This window comes from Peloplasma aerotolerans, assembly GCF_030012175.1.
Lineage (GTDB): Bacteria > Bacillota_I > Bacilli_A > Acholeplasmatales > Acholeplasmataceae > Peloplasma > Peloplasma aerotolerans.
The window spans coordinates 74489-91030 of record NZ_JASCXW010000003.1; the positions used below are offsets into that span (position 1 = coordinate 74489).

The 16542-nt window shown below is 31.7% G+C and carries 18 protein-coding genes; 14 read left to right on the top strand and 4 right to left on the bottom strand.

Features of this window, described 5'->3' with window-relative positions:
• Nucleotides 1–26: 26 nt before the first annotated feature.
• From QJ521_RS01940 to QJ521_RS01955, 4 genes are read left to right on the top strand one after another with little or no spacing between them, the layout of a single operon-like run.
• Nucleotides 27–536, top strand: coding sequence for a ComEA family DNA-binding protein (locus tag QJ521_RS01940; RefSeq protein ID WP_282838727.1), 510 nt, complete (start codon nt 27–29; stop codon nt 534–536).
• Nucleotides 502–2580, top strand: a complete 2079-nt coding sequence (locus QJ521_RS01945; protein ID WP_282838728.1) for a DNA internalization-related competence protein ComEC/Rec2 — start codon at nt 502–504, stop codon at nt 2578–2580. Before QJ521_RS01940 ends, QJ521_RS01945 begins: the two co-directional genes overlap by 35 nt.
• Nucleotides 2581–2624: 44 nt before the next feature.
• Nucleotides 2625–3572 (top strand): DNA polymerase III subunit delta, encoded by a 948-nt coding sequence (gene holA, locus QJ521_RS01950; RefSeq protein ID WP_282838729.1) that lies wholly within the window; start codon nt 2625–2627, stop codon nt 3570–3572.
• Nucleotide 3573: 1 nt separating this feature from the next.
• Nucleotides 3574–4230, top strand: coding sequence for a 3'-5' exonuclease (locus tag QJ521_RS01955; protein ID WP_282838730.1), 657 nt, complete (start codon nt 3574–3576; stop codon nt 4228–4230).
• Nucleotides 4231–4251: 21 nt separating this feature from the next.
• Here the strand turns inward: QJ521_RS01955 and rpsT are convergent, their stop codons facing one another.
• Nucleotides 4252–4518 carry a 30S ribosomal protein S20 gene (gene rpsT, locus QJ521_RS01960; RefSeq protein ID WP_282838731.1) on the bottom strand — a complete coding sequence of 89 codons (267 nt, stop codon included), beginning with the start codon at nt 4516–4518 and terminating at the stop codon, nt 4252–4254.
• A 111-nt stretch (nt 4519–4629) separates the two neighbouring features.
• Here rpsT and pgsA point away from each other — a divergent pair, with 111 nt between their 5' ends.
• The 6 genes from pgsA to QJ521_RS01990 all read left to right on the top strand — a co-directional run bounded on the left by pgsA (nt 4630) and on the right by QJ521_RS01990 (nt 9311).
• Complete coding sequence (pgsA, locus tag QJ521_RS01965; protein ID WP_282838732.1) at nt 4630–5199, top strand: CDP-diacylglycerol--glycerol-3-phosphate 3-phosphatidyltransferase; 570 nt, start codon at nt 4630–4632, stop codon at nt 5197–5199.
• A gap of 46 nt (nt 5200–5245) precedes the next feature.
• A complete protein-coding gene (gene recA, locus QJ521_RS01970; protein WP_282838733.1) occupies nt 5246–6250 on the top strand; it encodes a recombinase RecA in 1005 nt (334 codons plus the stop codon).
• A gap of 118 nt (nt 6251–6368) precedes the next feature.
• Nucleotides 6369–7016, top strand: coding sequence for a cobalamin B12-binding domain-containing protein (locus QJ521_RS01975; protein WP_282838734.1), 648 nt, complete (start codon nt 6369–6371; stop codon nt 7014–7016).
• A complete protein-coding gene (locus QJ521_RS01980; RefSeq protein WP_282838735.1) occupies nt 7013–8173 on the top strand; it encodes an ABC transporter permease in 1161 nt (386 codons plus the stop codon). The genes QJ521_RS01975 and QJ521_RS01980 overlap by 4 nt, the downstream gene beginning before the upstream one ends.
• Complete coding sequence (locus tag QJ521_RS01985; protein ID WP_282838736.1) at nt 8166–8873, top strand: ABC transporter ATP-binding protein; 708 nt, start codon at nt 8166–8168, stop codon at nt 8871–8873. The genes QJ521_RS01980 and QJ521_RS01985 overlap by 8 nt, the downstream gene beginning before the upstream one ends.
• 27 nt (nt 8874–8900) lie before the next feature.
• The gene (locus QJ521_RS01990) at nt 8901–9311 is read left to right on the top strand and encodes an acyl-CoA thioesterase (RefSeq protein WP_282838737.1); all 411 of its coding nucleotides are present in this window, start codon (nt 8901–8903) and stop codon (nt 9309–9311) included.
• 57 nt (nt 9312–9368) lie between these two features.
• Here QJ521_RS01990 and QJ521_RS01995 read toward each other — a convergent pair whose 3' ends face one another.
• From QJ521_RS01995 to QJ521_RS02005, 3 genes are all read right to left on the bottom strand, one after another.
• Entirely contained in the window at nt 9369–10334 is a 966-nt protein-coding gene (locus QJ521_RS01995) for a GGDEF domain-containing protein (RefSeq protein WP_282838738.1), read from the bottom strand.
• Nucleotides 10331–11398, bottom strand: a complete 1068-nt coding sequence (locus QJ521_RS02000; protein WP_282838739.1) for a cobalamin B12-binding domain-containing protein — start codon at nt 11396–11398, stop codon at nt 10331–10333. Before QJ521_RS02000 ends, QJ521_RS01995 begins: the two co-directional genes overlap by 4 nt.
• A gap of 138 nt (nt 11399–11536) precedes the next feature.
• Nucleotides 11537–12157 (bottom strand): hypothetical protein, encoded by a 621-nt coding sequence (locus QJ521_RS02005; protein WP_282838740.1) that lies wholly within the window; start codon nt 12155–12157, stop codon nt 11537–11539.
• Between the two features lie 199 nt (nt 12158–12356).
• Between QJ521_RS02005 and rny the strand changes: the two genes are divergently transcribed.
• The 4 genes from rny to QJ521_RS02025 are packed head-to-tail and all read left to right on the top strand — an operon-like array spanning nt 12357 to nt 16541.
• Nucleotides 12357–13931 (top strand): ribonuclease Y, encoded by a 1575-nt coding sequence (rny, locus tag QJ521_RS02010; protein ID WP_282838741.1) that lies wholly within the window; start codon nt 12357–12359, stop codon nt 13929–13931.
• Nucleotides 13932–13969: 38 nt separating this feature from the next.
• Nucleotides 13970–14731 carry a TIGR00282 family metallophosphoesterase gene (locus QJ521_RS02015; RefSeq protein WP_282838742.1) on the top strand — a complete coding sequence of 254 codons (762 nt, stop codon included), beginning with the start codon at nt 13970–13972 and terminating at the stop codon, nt 14729–14731.
• Nucleotides 14732–14772: 41 nt separating this feature from the next.
• Nucleotides 14773–16215, top strand: a complete 1443-nt coding sequence (miaB, locus tag QJ521_RS02020; protein ID WP_282838743.1) for a tRNA (N6-isopentenyl adenosine(37)-C2)-methylthiotransferase MiaB — start codon at nt 14773–14775, stop codon at nt 16213–16215.
• The gene (locus QJ521_RS02025; protein WP_282838744.1) at nt 16212–16541 is read left to right on the top strand and encodes a YlbF family regulator; all 330 of its coding nucleotides are present in this window, start codon (nt 16212–16214) and stop codon (nt 16539–16541) included. Before miaB ends, QJ521_RS02025 begins: the two co-directional genes overlap by 4 nt.
• Nucleotide 16542 lies beyond the last annotated feature (1 nt).

A 16542-nucleotide genomic window follows, 5' to 3' on the forward strand; every position in this document is an offset into this window, starting at 1 on the left:
TAGTATAAGATAGAGGAGTGTTTATAATGAGACAAGCAATGATAATGACGATTATTTTAACGGTTTTAGGATGGGTCTGGTTATTCCCAAAAGATGAAGAAATTGAGTATATCAATCAAGGTCCAGTTGTTTTAACACCTATTGATATTGAAGTTAAAGGAGCAGTAGAGTTTCCTAGAACATATCGGTATTTTGAGCCAATAACAATTGGTGATGTTTTGAAAAAAGCTAAACCACTGTCGAATGATGCAGATACCTCAAGCATCATGTACACAGAAGTTATACATTCTAGTAGACAAGTAACAGTCCCAAGTGTTCATCTTGAACAAGTAGACTCAAAAATTATGGTTAATGTAAATAAAGCTAGTTTTAAAGAACTTCTAGAAATTCCCCATATGACAGAGATAAGGGCGGCATCACTTATTATATATCGAGAAGCTCATGGATATTTTAATACGATTGATGAACTGATTAATGTTAAAAATATAGGTGTAGTTACGCTTGAAAATATTAGACCGTATATCAAACTGGGATAACCTATATATCGAAGGTTATGCTCTGTTTTTATTTCTGCTTGGTTTATTTTTTCCGTGGATTTGGCTTGGTTTTGTTTTATATTTTTTTATGCTAAGAAGAAGAATTAGAATGATGCTTCTCATTATATCTATGAGTTTGACATCAATTCTATTTTTTCATTATTCGACTCAAAACATACCTGAGATTATTCAAGGTGAAGTTAAAGTTGTTCATGTTATTAACTATGAATATCATGATCAAATAACAATAAAATATAAGTATCAAAAATTCAATTTAAGAGCAAGCAAATTTCAGTATCAATTAGGAGATTCCATTTATATACATGGAAAAATAAATGCTTATAAAAAACAGACCATTCCATATGGGTTTAACGAGCAGCAATTTCACTATTCTCAAAATGTTTTAGGATATATTTCTGTTTATGAAATTGAAAAGATTGCAGAAAACAACTCCTTTTACTCACTTAGGGATCTAATTAGTCAAAATCTCTCAACAATGCAATCTAACAGCTATTTAAAAAGTTTCATTCTTGGAGAAAAGAGCTTTAATTCTGAACAAAAAAACCTATTTAGAGATTTAAACATTATTTATTTGTTTACTGTTTCTGGTCTACATTTGTATGCGCTTATTTTGTTTTGCAAGAAAATCTTTTTTTATTTGAGTCTTACTCAGCAGAAACAAGATTTATTAACATGTTTAATTTACATTTTATTCTTATACTTAAATGCTTTTTCTATGGGGGTTTTAAGACTTGTTTTAGTCTTCTCCATAAGGTGGTTAAATGATAAACTTGAACTTAATTTCAGTAAAATGGATATTTTGAATATTGCATTTTTTATGATGCTTGTTACGCATATTCATTGGATTTACCATTTAGGGTTTTTAATCACATATCTTATTCTCAATTTTATGTATTTAATGGAATTTAGATTTAGAGGATATCAGGGATATCTTAAAAGATTGATGATGACTACGGTTATTTATCTTGTTGTATTACCGTTTAATTTACAGATATCTTTTTTGCTTATTTTAGTTTTACCAGTATTAGTGTTTTTCATTTCATCACCTTTATTTTTGCTTGCATTGTGCACATGGATATTTCCTGAATTTGATTTATACTTTTTCAAGTTAACACAAATATTTGAAGGTATATTATTAGCGATTCAAGATAAAAATATCAGCATTCAACTACCTGCTTTAAATCCTTATTTTATAGTTTCATATTTTATAATGCTTATAATTTTATTCAGATCGAGAAACGTAAAATCCTTAATTCTAAGATTCATTGTTTTACCTTCCATTTTTTTTATTGCTATTCTTGATTTTCAGCAATCAGACAAAATATATTTTCTAGACGTTGGACAAGGAGACTCTATTTTCATCTCATCTAATGGTTGTCATGCAGCAATTGATAGTTATCGAAATGTTCTTCAATTCTTGAACAATCATGGTGTATATCAATTGGATTATTTGATATTAACACACAGTCATCTTGATCATACACTTGAAGCGATGGATATCATAAATAATATCTATGTAGAAACTGTTATTTTATCATCGTATGATCAATACCAAATAGCACACCCCAATATACAATATGTAAAATCTTCAGACCAACTATCTTGTGGTGAAATACAGTTTGATATACTAGGACCAATTAGGCAATATGATAACCCTAACGATAACTCAATCGTCATCCAAACTAAAATTAATCAAACAACATATCTTTTTACCGGTGATATCGAATACAATGCTGAAATCGATTTAGTCAATCGTTATCAATATAGACTAAAAAGTGATGTCCTTAAAGTTGGACATCACGGTTCTTCTACATCAACATCAGAAATTTTTTTGTCCTATGTAATGCCCCATCTAGCAATTATTTCATTAGGTCACCAAAATAGATATGGATTTCCGAATCATGAAGTTATTGAAAGACTCCATAGATATCAAGTCATGATATATCGAACAGATCTTCATGGTACCATCTTGAATCAAGATTCAAAAAAGAAATCAAAATGGTCGTTTCATCTACCATTTTAAAGTGATTTTTAGTATAATGATAGTAACAGTCAGGGGGCATGATTATGGCCGAAGCCATTTATTTATATCATTGCACAAATGAGTTTTTATTAAACCATACAATTGAAGATAAAATAAAAGAATTTAATGTCGATCCATTCAATATCATTAAATATGATTTATTAGAAAATCCAAGTGATGATATCCTTGAGGATTTACAAACAGTTTCTTTTTTTGCTGAAACAAAAGTCATTGTTATTCGAAACATTGAAGAGTTAGAAAAAGAAGATGAATATGTCATTAATAGCTGGATTTCTTATTTTGAGAAACCAAACCCCGATGTCATATTAATTATTGCTGTAGCACAACTTCTACCTGATACATCAGTTTTAGGGGCAGCATTATTTAAATATGCATTTATCGAGAAAGTTAAGGATATGGACAAAAAGGATTATCCTGACTTTATTAAGAACATGTTTAAAAAATATCAATACAGTATAACTGATGATGCTGTTGATGCATTGTTAGAAAGAACAAATCTAGATTTTAACTTAATTAATCAAGAAGCTGAAAAGTTAATGTTGTTTGCCTATGATACAAAAGAAATAACTGAAAAAGCAGTTGTCTTACTAGTTAGTAGAAATCTAGAAGAAAACATTTTTGAGTTAACCAATGCATTGCTTTCTAAAAATCAAACAAAAACGATTGAGATTTTTTATGATCTCGTAGCACGTAATGAAGATCCTCTACGCATCTTAAATAATATCGTCGGTAAAGTTAGAGAATTAATGCATACAAAACTCTTAATCGACAAAGGTTATCGTCAAGATCAGATTGCTGAGCATTTTCATATAAAGAGTGGACGTGCTTATTATTTGGTTAAAAATGCAACATCAGTCAATTTTCAAGCTTTAGAGAATCATTTGAAGAAATTGTCAAAACTTGATTATGATATTAAATCCGGAAAAATAGACAAAAAACTAGGATTAGAACTTTATTTGTTAGGAGCATGATATGTTAATACATGATAGAATCTTGCTATTTGACTTTGAAACAACAGGACTTTATGCAGATCGTGATCAAATTATTGAAATTGGAGCGATTGTATTAGAGCGAGTCGATGGAAAATATAAAATTACAGATGAAATGTCTGCACTCGTGATGGCAGATCGTCCATTACCATTAAAAATAACAGAAATAACGAAGATTACTGATGAAATGTTGCTTAGAGATGGTTTATCTCAGGAAGAAGCATTTCATCAATTTTTCAAAATGTATCAAGATGATCGCACATTATTGGTTGCTTATAACATTCAATTTGATTTATCATTTTTAACCCAATTTTTCAAAAAGTTTTGGGATCGTAATTTTCAAATTACAAATGACATCTTGGATGTCATGGCAGTTTACAAAGATCGTCATCCTTATCCACATCGCTTAGATCAAGCCGTGGAGACTTATCAAGTGGATGTTCCTAATACACATAGAGCTTTAGACGATATAAAAGCAACCCTTGAAGCTTTAAAGAAAATGAGTCTTGAAAAAGATAATATTGAAAAGTATATTAATGTTATCGGATATAACCATAAATATGGTGTATCTGGTGTTCGATTACCACATGTAAAATATATTGCACAAAAAGGTGGAAGAAGAGAAATCGAATATAGCTAAAAAAAAAAGACACATCGTGTCCTAATTTTCTAGGTTATTAACCATAAGAGCTAAACTTGATTTATGTCTAGCGACAAAGTTCTTATGAAAGATGCCTTTAGCTAATCCTTTATCTAACTTCTTATGTGCGAAAGATAATGATTCGATTGCTTTTTCTTTTTCATTAGCTGCTACAGCAGTTTCGACAGCTTTAATCGCAGTTTTTACGGATGATTTAAAAGAAGCGTTGTGTAAACGACGTTTTTCATTAGTTTTATTACGTTTAATTTGTTGTTTAATATTTGCCACAATTTCACCTCCCATATGCGCATAACCATTGTATCAAATGCATATTAAAATTGCAACAGGAAACGCATATTTATGGTAAAATAAACTTATAAAGTTAAAGGAAGTAACAAAATGACGACCGCAAATAAACTTACTATGCTTCGAGTCTTGATGATTCCAATAATGATTGTCTTTATTTATTTAAAGCCTTTGCAAATTCCAATTGGCTTTTTTGCTATGAATATCAATCAATTTGTGTTTGCGATACTATTTGTGTTGGCTGCATTGACAGATATGTTAGATGGTTATGTTGCAAGAAAATATAATCAAATTACAACATTTGGAAAGTTTTTAGACCCAATAGCAGATAAAATATTGGTCTTAGCAGCATTTTTATATTTAATGGCTTTAGATCCATCTAGGGTACCTTTGTGGGCTGTAATGATTGTTATCATACGTGAGTTTGCTGTTACAGGTATTCGATTGTTAGCCATTGAAAAAGGAAATGTGATTGCTGCATCTCCTTATGGGAAGTTTAAAACCGCTTCTACGATGGTTGCATTAATTATTTTGTTATTTAATGACTTTGGGTTTCACCCAATTATAGGTAATGTTATTTTCTGGATAGCAATATTTTTTACAGTCATTAGTGGTTTGGATTATCTTATCAAAAATAGAAGTACAATATTTGAGAGTATTTAAAGTAAATCAATAAAAAAACAACTATTATAAGTCGGAGGTAGACTCAATGGATAAAGATAAAAGAGCGCAGGCCCTAGAGGTCGCAATGAAACAAATTGAAAAACAATATGGTAAAGGTTCAATTATGAGATTAGGTGATGAACCTGATCGTCATATTGAAGCACATCCAACAGGATCTTTAGGGTTAGATATAGCATTAGGTATCGGTGGATATCCAAAAGGAAGAATTATAGAAATTTATGGACCTGAAAGTTCAGGTAAAACAACACTGGCACTTCACGCAATTTCTGAAGTTCAAAAATTAGGTGGATATGTGGCGTTTATAGATGCTGAGCATGCACTTGATCCACAATATGCAAGAGCTCTTGGTGTTGATGTAGATAATCTATTGTTATCACAACCAGACACTGGAGAACAAGCATTAGAAATCGCTGAAGCATTGATTCGTAGTGGTTCTGTAGATATGATTGTTATTGACTCAGTTGCAGCATTAGTACCTGAAGCTGAAATCAATGGTGAAATGGGTGATTCTCATGTAGGTTTACAAGCTAGACTAATGAGTCAAGCAATGAGAAAACTATCAGGTGTTATTTCAAAAGCTAATTCTACAGCTATTTTTATTAATCAAATTCGTGAAAAAGTTGGTGTAATGTTTGGTTCACCTGAAACAACACCAGGCGGTAGAGCGTTAAAGTTCTACTCTTCTGTAAGACTAGAAATTAGACGTAGTGAGCAAATTAAAAATGCAACCGACATCGTTGGTAACAAAGCGAATATCAAGGTTGTAAAAAACAAAGTAGCACCACCATTTAAGGTTGTAAGTGTTGATATTATTTATGGTAAAGGTATATCTAGAGTTGGAGAACTCGTTGATTTAGCATCAGATCTTGATATTATTCAAAAAAGTGGAGCATGGTTTGCCTATGATGGAGAAAAAATTGGTCAAGGTAGAGAGAATGCGAAACAGTACTTAACTGATCATCCTGACCTTATGAAAAAAGTTAATCAACAGGTTTTAGATCATCACAATATTTCATACACAAAAAAGTAAATTAGATGTCATACGAGAGTATGGCATTTTTTATATACTTTTGTATAAGCAAATCTCATAAAATATATAAATAAATATGTTAATCTATTATAAGTATTAAATGAAATGAGGGAAGAATATGAAACAGCAATTATATGATGAATTTTATAAATATCTTGAACAAGAACAAAAAGATCAAGCTGTTAGGTATGCGATTGGATTGTTAGACTCGAAAACTGTAACTATTGATGAACTTTATCAAGATTTTCTTACACCATCACTGATTCATTTTGAGTGTAAAACTGACGATCTAGAAGTTTGCATTTGGAAAGAACACTTTCGAACATCAATCATCAGAACAATATTGGAATCAAGTTATATGTATATCATAGAACAAACAGAAAGAACAAAAAAATACGGGAAAAAAATTGTTGTTTTAACACCAACATTTGAATACCATGAGATTGGAGCAATCATTAATACACACTATTTTCTTCTTGAAGGATTTGATGCTTCATATATTGGCGCAAACACCCCTAAAAATGAAATATTATCCGCTATACGTGCCTATCATCCTGATTATATAGCACTATCAGTGACCAACTCATATAATTTGGTTATAACAAAGCAAATTACCGAAGAAATTAAAAGATTTTTTCCCGAGATAAAAATTATTTTGGGTGGTCAAGCCTTTTCAAATGAAGAGACGAATCGGTCACTAACCTACGATTACATATTACATAGTTATGAAGATATCAAGTTATTTGGAAAAGAGGTAAAATCATGAGACTAGCATTACAAATAGCTTGGCGTTTTTTGACATCTGCGAAAAGACAGACTTTAATTATTATTCTAGGTATATCAATAGGTGTTTCGGTTCAAGTTTTTATTGGGTCATTAATATTAGGGTTGCAAAAAAGCTTAGTAGATTCAACAATAGGTTCATCTTCACATATTACTGTTGTTCATCAAGAAGATAATGAATTCATAAATGACTACATGACAACAGTATCAGAAATTGAGGCATCAAATGAGATGATCATTGCAGTATCCCCAACAATCAACTTAGGTGGCATTTTAGAGAATGAAAGTGTTAAAAAAGAGATATTCTTTAGAGGTTTTGATTTAGATAGAGCTAATGAAATATATGATTTTAACTCAAAGTTATCTATGGGAAGCACATTACCAGTAAATATAAATGATATACTACTCGGTATTGGCTTAAAAGATGAATTAAACTTGTCAATTGGTGATCCTATTACCATTGAGATCAATGGTGATTTTAGGACATTAAACGTTGTCGGTTTCTTTGATTTTAACGTTGCTCAAATTAATAGAACTTGGGGGATTAGCACGTTATCAACGCTTCAAGATATCTTAAATGATACTAGTCTTGTTAGTTCAATTGAACTGCAAATTCAAGAAGTGTTTGAAGCTGTGTCTATATCAACATCACTAGACCAGATGCTTATATCAAGAAGTCTAACAACGACCAATTGGATGAATGAAAATCAAGAACTACTAAGTGGCTTGCAAGGACAAAGTATATCGTCACTCATGATTCAAGTATTTGTTATCATTTCAGTGGTTTTAGGTATTTCTTCAGTGCTTGCGATTACAGTGATGCAAAAATCTAGACAAATAGGCATACTAAAAGCAATGGGTATTCAAGACAAAGATGCATCATATGTATTTTTATTTGAAGGATTTATTTTGGGGATTTTTGGAGCTCTCGGTGGTGTGATGATTGGATTAGGTTTATCATATACCTTTACGACATTTGCATTGAATCCTGATGGATCACCTGTGGTACCTTTAAATATAGATTCAGGTTTTATTGCTTTATCAGCAGCAATTGCATTGATTGCATCAACTCTAGCTGCGCTTATACCAGCAATTAAGTCATCAAAACTGACAGTTATTGAGGTGATTAGAAATGCCTAACATTATTGAACTAAAAAATATAAATAAAACATATGGGTCAAAAACATCTAATCCAACACAAGTCCTGTTCGATTTAAATCTCAGCTTTGAAGAACATACATTTAACTCTATTATTGGACAGTCAGGTAGTGGAAAGAGCACACTCCTAAACATTTTGGGAACTCTTGATAAAGCTACGAGTGGGGATGTTTTCATCAATGGAACTAATACACAAGAAATGAAGAAAAACGAACTATCAATGTTAAGAAATGAAACCATCGGTTTTATCTTCCAATTTCATTATCTCTTACCAGAGTTTACAGCATTAGAAAATGTCTTATTACCATATAGAATATCAAAAAGACCAATTACAAAAGAAGTTCAAGATAGAGCGATTGAGTTGTTGGAAATTGTTGGATTAACGAAAGTTAAAGATAATTTATCAATCAACATGTCTGGTGGACAGCAACAAAGAGTTGCTATTGCAAGAAGTTTAATCAATAATCCTAAAATCATTCTAGCTGATGAACCTACAGGAAACTTGGATAGTGATACAACTGAACAAGTTTACGAGTTGTTAAGAGAAATCAATAAAAAATACAAAACAACTTTCATTATTATAACGCATGACAGACATATAGCTGAGAAAGCAGATCGCATTATCGAAATTAAAGATGGAAGAATTAACTTTGATATTAAAAAGTCAAATAATGAATCATAAGTTATAATAGAAATAGGAGGTATGAGTATGAAATCAGTTATGACAATTGAACCAAGATATCAAGAGACCGATCAAATGGGTGTTATTCATCATTCTGTATATCCAATATGGTATGAAATGGGTAGGGTTAAATTTTGTGATGATATTGGTATACCATTTTCTAAAATAGAAGATCAAAATATTCGGTTAGCAATGGTAGAGATGAAATCTACATTTAGAAAACCTTCTAAATTCGGAGAAACACTAACACAAAGAACATTATTAATTGCATTGTCAGGTGTTCAAATGAACTTTAGATATGAGTTGTTTAACAAGGATAACGAGTTGATTCATATTGGAGAAACAAGACTTGTTTGGTTAAATGAACAATTTAAGCCAACAAATATTGAAAAATCAAATCCTGAAATCTTCAAAATTTTTAACAAAAACGTTGAATAATAAAAAAAGATACATCATAACAAATCAATTTGTTGGTGTATCTTTTTGTTTTTATATTTAATCTTCTTGATTTCGATAAACGAAATATCTATTTTTCCCTGATTTTTTGGCATTATACATAGCATCATCGGCTTGATCAATGAGAACATGGATTTCATCAGAATCTTTAGGATATTCAGCGAATCCTAAACTAATAGCTAAATCAAGCTCAATATCACTAATTTTTATAGGGTGAATAACCTCGGTTTTAAATGTTTCCCAGATGTCATCATAAAAAGATTTGCCAAGTTCATCAAGGTTATATAAAAATATACCAAATTCATCACCAGCAATTCTCATTTTTACTGAATTTGAAAAGGGCAAACTTTTTAATCTATTGGCGAATTCAACAAGATATTGATCACCAATACTATGTCCATAAGAATCATTGATATCTTTAAAATCATCAATGTCTATAAACATAAAAACACCTTTTTTATTTGGATTATTTTTAACAGCTAACATAATTTCATCACGATATTGATAACGGCTAACTAAGCTGGTTAACGGGTCTGAGACTAAACGATCATTAAGTAAAGTATTGTATTTGTTAAGTTGCTGGTTCATTTTTTCTATTTGTCTAGATTTGTTCAGAAGTTCATTATTCAGCCGCTGCATGTTTTCAAACAAGCTTTGTGTTGAATCAGCTGTTGTCAATGTATTTTTTAAGTATTCTGAAACGAGTGCATCCAACATGTTTAAAAAGGTTTTTTTTGATGTATTCGATAACAACTTATTCGTCATAAACAAAAAGAACTGTCCGCCAGCTGGTCTTAAATATAACCAAACATGAGCGTTACAAAAATCAGACTTCATTTCAAAAACTTTTTTATGCTGCTTCATTGTTTTTTGTAATTGATCAACTGTTTTATCGTCAAACATGCTGAAAATAGAATGATTGTTTGGACCTATACAGTTAAACTCATCAACATACTTTTTTTGGATGATGCCAAGTTCGCTAATGCGTATTAACAAATCTTTCATGTTTTACCTCTAAATGTCTGATCTGCCCATTTAATTAAAGAATTCGCATCATTGGTTGAAATATCAACTGCCCATTTTTTCCATACTTGATTAGTCATTTGAAATGCTCGACCACCTACAGCAATCTTTAATTTTGGGTAATCCTTTTTTATAGCCACAACTATATCTTTGCATTCTATTAAATGCTGGGGCATTGTAACAGATAAAGCAATCAAATCAGGTTGATGTATTTTGATACTTTTTAAAATAGATGCTTTAGGTACTGAGGCACCTAAATAGGTACTATCCCAGCCATGATACTCAAATAAATCTGAAATCATTCTACCGCCTATTTCATGAAGTTCGCTACCAACGCTGCAAGCTAAAATTTTTAATCCATTTTTATCTGTGTCAAATATTTTTGTATAAAATTGTGACAATACTACTTGGGTAATTGACGTCATATAATGCTCTTGATCAACAGATATTTTGCATTGATGCCACATTTCGCCAATTTCCTTCATCACTTCTTGAAGAACATCAACATAAATTTCTTCAATAGAATAACCCAAATCAGCAATGCTAGTCATATATAATACTGCACTTTTAGAATCATGGTTCAATAAATAATCTAAATATGTCTTGCGGATTACGCCATACTTTCCCTTGTCAAAAGTTGAGTCTAGATTATCAAACGTCACGTCCCTGGTGATGATCAACGCGTTATCTAAGTGCTTCTTAACATTTACAAAATCACTTGGTTCTAGAACATCTTTTAATGTATCAGCTAATAATTGATAGTGTAGATACATGTGTTCTTTAATTCTCGCTGGGGTTAATTCAGGCATTAAACTAACCATGAGTTGAATTAACCATAATGCATAGTCTTTGAAAACTTTTTCATCATCTAGTTGATAGGCAACTTGCAAAAAACTTAGATTATGTAAAATATCCTCATACATCTTTCTTTTTCGATATTCATCATATTCGCTTTCAAGTTTTTGATCAACCTCAAAATGTTTTTTATAAACGACATCAGCAACTCTACTGAATTGACTTGTTAATTGATGAAAAAGTAATCCCATGATTATTTCTCCTTTAATCAATTTTATTACCTAAATTATAACATAGTTACCCAGTTATTATTTATAGTTAATATAAGGGTAATCATAAAAAAAGACTTTGATATCATCAGCATGATGACATAAAGTCTAATTTTTTTATTATACAACAACTTTATCTGGGTTAATATCACTTAAGATATATTGCAAATAAACAGTTTTTGTAATTTGATTTGACGCAGTTACAAATGTATATTCTATTTTTAAATATAAAATAGGTTCTTCAACAGTAACGAACCATAAAGGTTTAACCGGGAGTTCATAATTAAATGGAATTTGTACGTTTCGTGCAGTCTGAGTTAATGTAACAGGGTTGCCGATAGATCGAATATCAGTCCAATCTGTTTTAAGAACTGGCGTTACAGTCATAGAACTAACTGAATAGTTTTGTCTTGCTGTATAAAACATAGAAAACATGTAATACCCACCAGTTAACTCATCTTCATCATTAAGGACTGGATATTTAAGTTCTTTCCAATCAATAGTCAGTTCAAAAGCATCAATAGCATCCATATCAGTGAATTTAGAGATATACTCAGTTGAATCAGTTACTTGTTGATCAAAATGAACTTTTCGATGTGTTGTATAAGTTCCTACATAGGCAGTCAATAAGAGTGTTAAAGGTATAATAATTAAGAAAGAATATGTTACAACTTTTATTCGATTTTTGTGTAGCCATTTCCAAAAATTAAATTCTGCAGCTACTGGTTTATTTTTTATCATAATATAAGAATGCTCCTTCATCTTGTTTTCACATCTTATTATACCTTAAAATCAAAAAAATAAAAATGAAAACCAAAATCTTTAATGGTTTCTTCATTGACTTGATAACAAAAAATAAGGTATAATGATTTAGTACAACTAGTATGTGACAATTTGATTTTATCAATTGTTAAAAATAAAATAAAATGGAGGTGTAATAATGTTACCAGTAGCATTAAATGTTATTGAGGCAGTCATCTCCGTTTTGCTAGCCGTCATAGCTTTTATCATAGGATATTTTGTTCGTGTTTGGCAGCGCGAAAAAAACCTTAAAGAAAGTCGTGATTTGGCCCAAAAAATTGTTGATGATGGAAGAAAAGAAGCAGAAAAATCAAAGAGAGAAAGTGTTTTAGAAGCAAAGCAAGAAATATTTGCGTTACGTAAAGAGTTTGATAATGATATACGTGAACGTAGACAAGTTGTGGTTAATCTTGAAAATAAAGTATCACAACGTGAAGACACATTGAATCGTCGTGTGATTCATTTAGACAAACGTGAAGAAACGTTAGCACTACGTGAAGAGAAGCTCGATGAAAAGAAAGAACAACTCGAACAATTAAATAGCAAAGCGGAAGAAGTCTTAAAACAACAAGAAATAAAATTAGTTGAAATTTCCGGTCTGAATACTGAACAAGCTAAAGAAATTATTATGGACAGAGTCAGAGAAAGCATGTCAGATGAAATTGCAACTTATATTAAGGAAGAAGAAGAAAAGGCAAAAGACGAGGTACAAACACGTTCTAAGGAATTGTTGTCATTGGCTATACAAAAGTATGCCAGCGAGACAACAACAGAAAGAACGGTATCTGTTGTTGATTTACCTAACGATGAAATGAAAGGACGCATTATCGGTAGAGAAGGTCGGAATATTCGCACAATTGAGGCGTTAACCGGTGTTGACCTAATTATTGATGATACTCCTGAAGCAGTCGTATTAAGTGGATTTGATCCGATTAGAAGAGAAATTGCCAAACGTGCATTAACGACGTTAGTATCTGATGGTCGTATTCATCCAGGTAGAATCGAAGAAGTCGTAGAAAAAGCTAGAGTCGAAGTGGATATGTTTATCCGCGAGGCTGGTGAGGACGCAGTTTTCACCACTGGTATTGGTAAAATCCATCCAGATTTAGTTAAATTATTAGGACGTTTAAGTTTTAGAACAAGTTATGGACAAAATGTATTAAAGCATTCAATTGAGGCAGCATTCCTAGCAGGAAAATTAGCAGCTGAAATTGGAGAAGATGAAATTCTTACTCGTCGTGCTGGATTATTACATGACATCGGTAAAGCCGTAGATCATGAAGTAGAAGGTGGACATGTAGAAATTGGCGTTAACATTGTAAATCGTTATAAGGAGCCTAAAGAAGTCGTAGATGCAATTGCATCACATCATGGCGATAAACCAGCTGAGAGTGTTATTGCAGTCTTAGTTGCAGCAGCAGATGCATTATCTGCAGCACGTCCTGGTGCACGTAGCGAATCAATGGAAAATTATATCAAACGTTTAGAACAATTAGAAGCCATTTCTAATGAAATTCCTGGAGTTGAGAAATCCTATGCTATTCAAGCAGGACGTGAGATTCGTGTTATTGTTAAAGCGGATCAAATCGATGATTTATCAACCTTCAAGGTAGCTCGTGAAATCAAAGAACAAATTGAAGAAAAGATGACATATCCTGGAACAATTAAGGTTACTGTCATTCGAGAAACACGAGCAACAGATATTGCAAAATAAGAGGCTTTTGCCTCTTTTCTTTAGAAAGAGATGATTTGATGAAAGTTTTATTTATTGGTGATATTTATGGTAAACCTGGAATAGAAATGGTCAGTGAATATTTGACTGATTTAAAAAAGGAATACCGTCCCAATTTAATTGTAGCAAATGCTGAAAATGCTTCTTATGGAAGAGGTATCAGTTTGAAGATTTATAAAGAACTCATGAGTATGGGTATTCATATGATTACTATGGGTAACTGGGTATGGGGGAATAAAGAATTATTTGATTTCATTGATGAATCAAATATTGTTAGACCCTTTAATTATCGAGAAGCTCCTGGTAAAGGATATTTAAAAATCAATTATAATGGGGCAACCCTTATGGTTATTAATGCTTTGGGGAGAACTTTTATGAATGCAAATATGGAAGATCCATTTACAGGTATAGATAAGATTCTTGAAAAAGAAAAAGCAGACTATGTATTAGTAGATATGCACGCAGAAGCGACCTCAGAGAAAGTTGCCATTGGTCTTTATCTAGATGGTCGAGTGGATGCTGTTGTTGGAACACACACACATGTACCTACTGCTGATTCAAGAAAATTACCTAATGGTACTTTATATATAACCGATGTTGGCATGACAGGACCTTTAAATGGGGTTATTGGTGTGACCAAAGAGATTGTGATTAATAGATTTTTAAATGGTTTTTCAACACCAAATGAAGTTGCACCAGGCGCTAGACAACTCAATGCAGTCATCATGGATTTTGCAAATAAAACAATAAAACATATTCATATTGAAAGCGAAACAGTATAGTTTATACTGTTTTTTCATGTATAATAAGAACAGGTGATTTTATGAACAACAATGTAGATATTGAGAAGTATTTTAAGCCTGATTTAAACAAGGCTAGAAAAAGAAGTAAGCAAACAATTGAAGAATTACAATTTAATCTAAGCGACGCTCATCATAAAATAGGTGTCGATAAAACATATTCAATCCACACGTATGGATGTCAGGGGAATGAAGCTGACAGTGAAACCATGGCGGGTATTTTAGAGTTGATGGGTTTTGCAAATTCAAGCACAGAAGAAAATAGTGATGTTATTATTATTAATACGTGTGCGATTAGAGAAAACGCTGAAAATCGTATTTGGGGCGAATTAGGAAGATTAAAGAAACTTAAAAGACAAAATCCTAATTTAATTTTAGGATTAGCAGGATGTATGGCTCAAGAAGTAAATGTCGTTGATCGAGTTATGAAAAAATATCAACACGTTGACCTTGTTTTTGGTACACACAACATCTATAAACTACCTGAGTATGTTGAAACAGCAATGTTCTCCAAAGAAAGAGTTATCGAGGTTTACTCACAAGAAGGAGACATTATAGAAAATCTCCCAAAAGTTAGAAATCATCGATTTAAGGCTTGGGTTAATATTATGTTTGGTTGTGATGAGTTTTGCACTTACTGCATCGTTCCTTACACTAGAGGTAAAGAAAGATCTAGATCGAAAGAAGAAATAATAAAAGAGGTAAGTGAGCTTGTAGACCAAGGATATAAAGAAGTTACATTGCTTGGTCAAAACGTTAATGCTTACGGAAAAGATTTTAAAGATGTTGAATATACGTTCGGTGACTTATTAAAAGATTTGGACAAAGTAGGAATTGAACGAATTCGTTTTACAACAAGCCATCCTCATGATTTGGATCGAAAAACGATGGAGGCGATGCGTGATGGAAAACATATTATGCCACACTTCCATTTACCTGTTCAATCGGGCAGCAATCCTGTACTTAAGAAAATGAATCGGCATTATACAAAAGAATCGTACTTAAAAGTATTGAATGAGTTGAAAGAAATTGTTCCAGGTATTTCAATTACTACAGACATCATTGTTGGATTCCCAACAGAAAATGAAGAGGATTTTTTTGAAACTCTAGATATGGTCGATCAAGCAAATTTCGAAGGAGCTTTTACTTTTATCTTTTCAAAAAGAGAAGGTACTCCAGCAGCGAAATTTGAAGATGATACACCAGAAGAAATCAAGAAGCAAAGGCTATATTTACTCAATGAGAAAATTAATGATGGATATTTAAGAGGTAATCAAAGATTCCTTAATCAAACTGTCAAGGTTTTAGTTGATGGAGTATCTAAACATGATGATCAAGTTTTAGCAGGGTATTCAGAACATAACAAGCTTGTTAATTTCAGGGGCAATCGCGATATGATTGGACAAATCGTTGAGGTAAAAATAACACAGGCTAAAACATGGTTTTTATTAGGTGAAGCAGTATGACTGAAAAAGAAAAACTGATTCAAATGATTTTAGAAGATGAGGAAATCCAGAGATATAAAAGAATTGAAGAACACATTAATAAAAACAAGGAATTAAAAAGAAAAATAAATGAACTTAAAGCAATTCAAAAACAGTTGGTTAATGCAAAAGAGATTGGAAAAACAGAAGCTGTTAAGGAGTTTGAAAAACGATATCAAGAGCGTTTAAGTGAAATAGAGGACTACCCTCTCATGTCGGATTATTTGGCTTTGCAAGGCGATATCAATGACATGATGCAGTCTATAATTTCTATAATTGAAGATGGTATTGAAAAGGATTTCGAATGAT

Bases quoted from the DNA above. Each gene is read 5' to 3' on its own strand.
- QJ521_RS01940 (WP_282838727.1), top strand. From the start codon at position 27: ATGAGACAAGCAATGATAATGACGATTATTTTAACGGTTTTAGGATGG.
- holA (WP_282838729.1), top strand. From the start codon at position 2,625: ATGGCCGAAGCCATTTATTTATATCATTGCACAAATGAGTTTTTATTA.
- QJ521_RS01955 (WP_282838730.1), top strand. From the start codon at position 3,574: ATGTTAATACATGATAGAATCTTGCTATTTGACTTTGAAACAACAGGA.
- pgsA (WP_282838732.1), top strand. From the start codon at position 4,630: ATGACGACCGCAAATAAACTTACTATGCTTCGAGTCTTGATGATTCCA.
- recA (WP_282838733.1), top strand. From the start codon at position 5,246: ATGGATAAAGATAAAAGAGCGCAGGCCCTAGAGGTCGCAATGAAACAA.
- QJ521_RS01975 (WP_282838734.1), top strand. From the start codon at position 6,369: ATGAAACAGCAATTATATGATGAATTTTATAAATATCTTGAACAAGAA.
- QJ521_RS01980 (WP_282838735.1), top strand. From the start codon at position 7,013: ATGAGACTAGCATTACAAATAGCTTGGCGTTTTTTGACATCTGCGAAA.
- QJ521_RS01985 (WP_282838736.1), top strand. From the start codon at position 8,166: ATGCCTAACATTATTGAACTAAAAAATATAAATAAAACATATGGGTCA.
- QJ521_RS01990 (WP_282838737.1), top strand. From the start codon at position 8,901: ATGAAATCAGTTATGACAATTGAACCAAGATATCAAGAGACCGATCAA.
- QJ521_RS01995 (WP_282838738.1), bottom strand. From the start codon at position 10,334: ATGAAAGATTTGTTAATACGCATTAGCGAACTTGGCATCATCCAAAAA.
- QJ521_RS02000 (WP_282838739.1), bottom strand. From the start codon at position 11,398: ATGGGATTACTTTTTCATCAATTAACAAGTCAATTCAGTAGAGTTGCT.
- QJ521_RS02005 (WP_282838740.1), bottom strand. From the start codon at position 12,157: ATGATAAAAAATAAACCAGTAGCTGCAGAATTTAATTTTTGGAAATGG.
- rny (WP_282838741.1), top strand. From the start codon at position 12,357: ATGTTACCAGTAGCATTAAATGTTATTGAGGCAGTCATCTCCGTTTTG.
- QJ521_RS02015 (WP_282838742.1), top strand. From the start codon at position 13,970: ATGAAAGTTTTATTTATTGGTGATATTTATGGTAAACCTGGAATAGAA.
- miaB (WP_282838743.1), top strand. From the start codon at position 14,773: ATGAACAACAATGTAGATATTGAGAAGTATTTTAAGCCTGATTTAAAC.
- QJ521_RS02025 (WP_282838744.1), top strand. From the start codon at position 16,212: ATGACTGAAAAAGAAAAACTGATTCAAATGATTTTAGAAGATGAGGAA.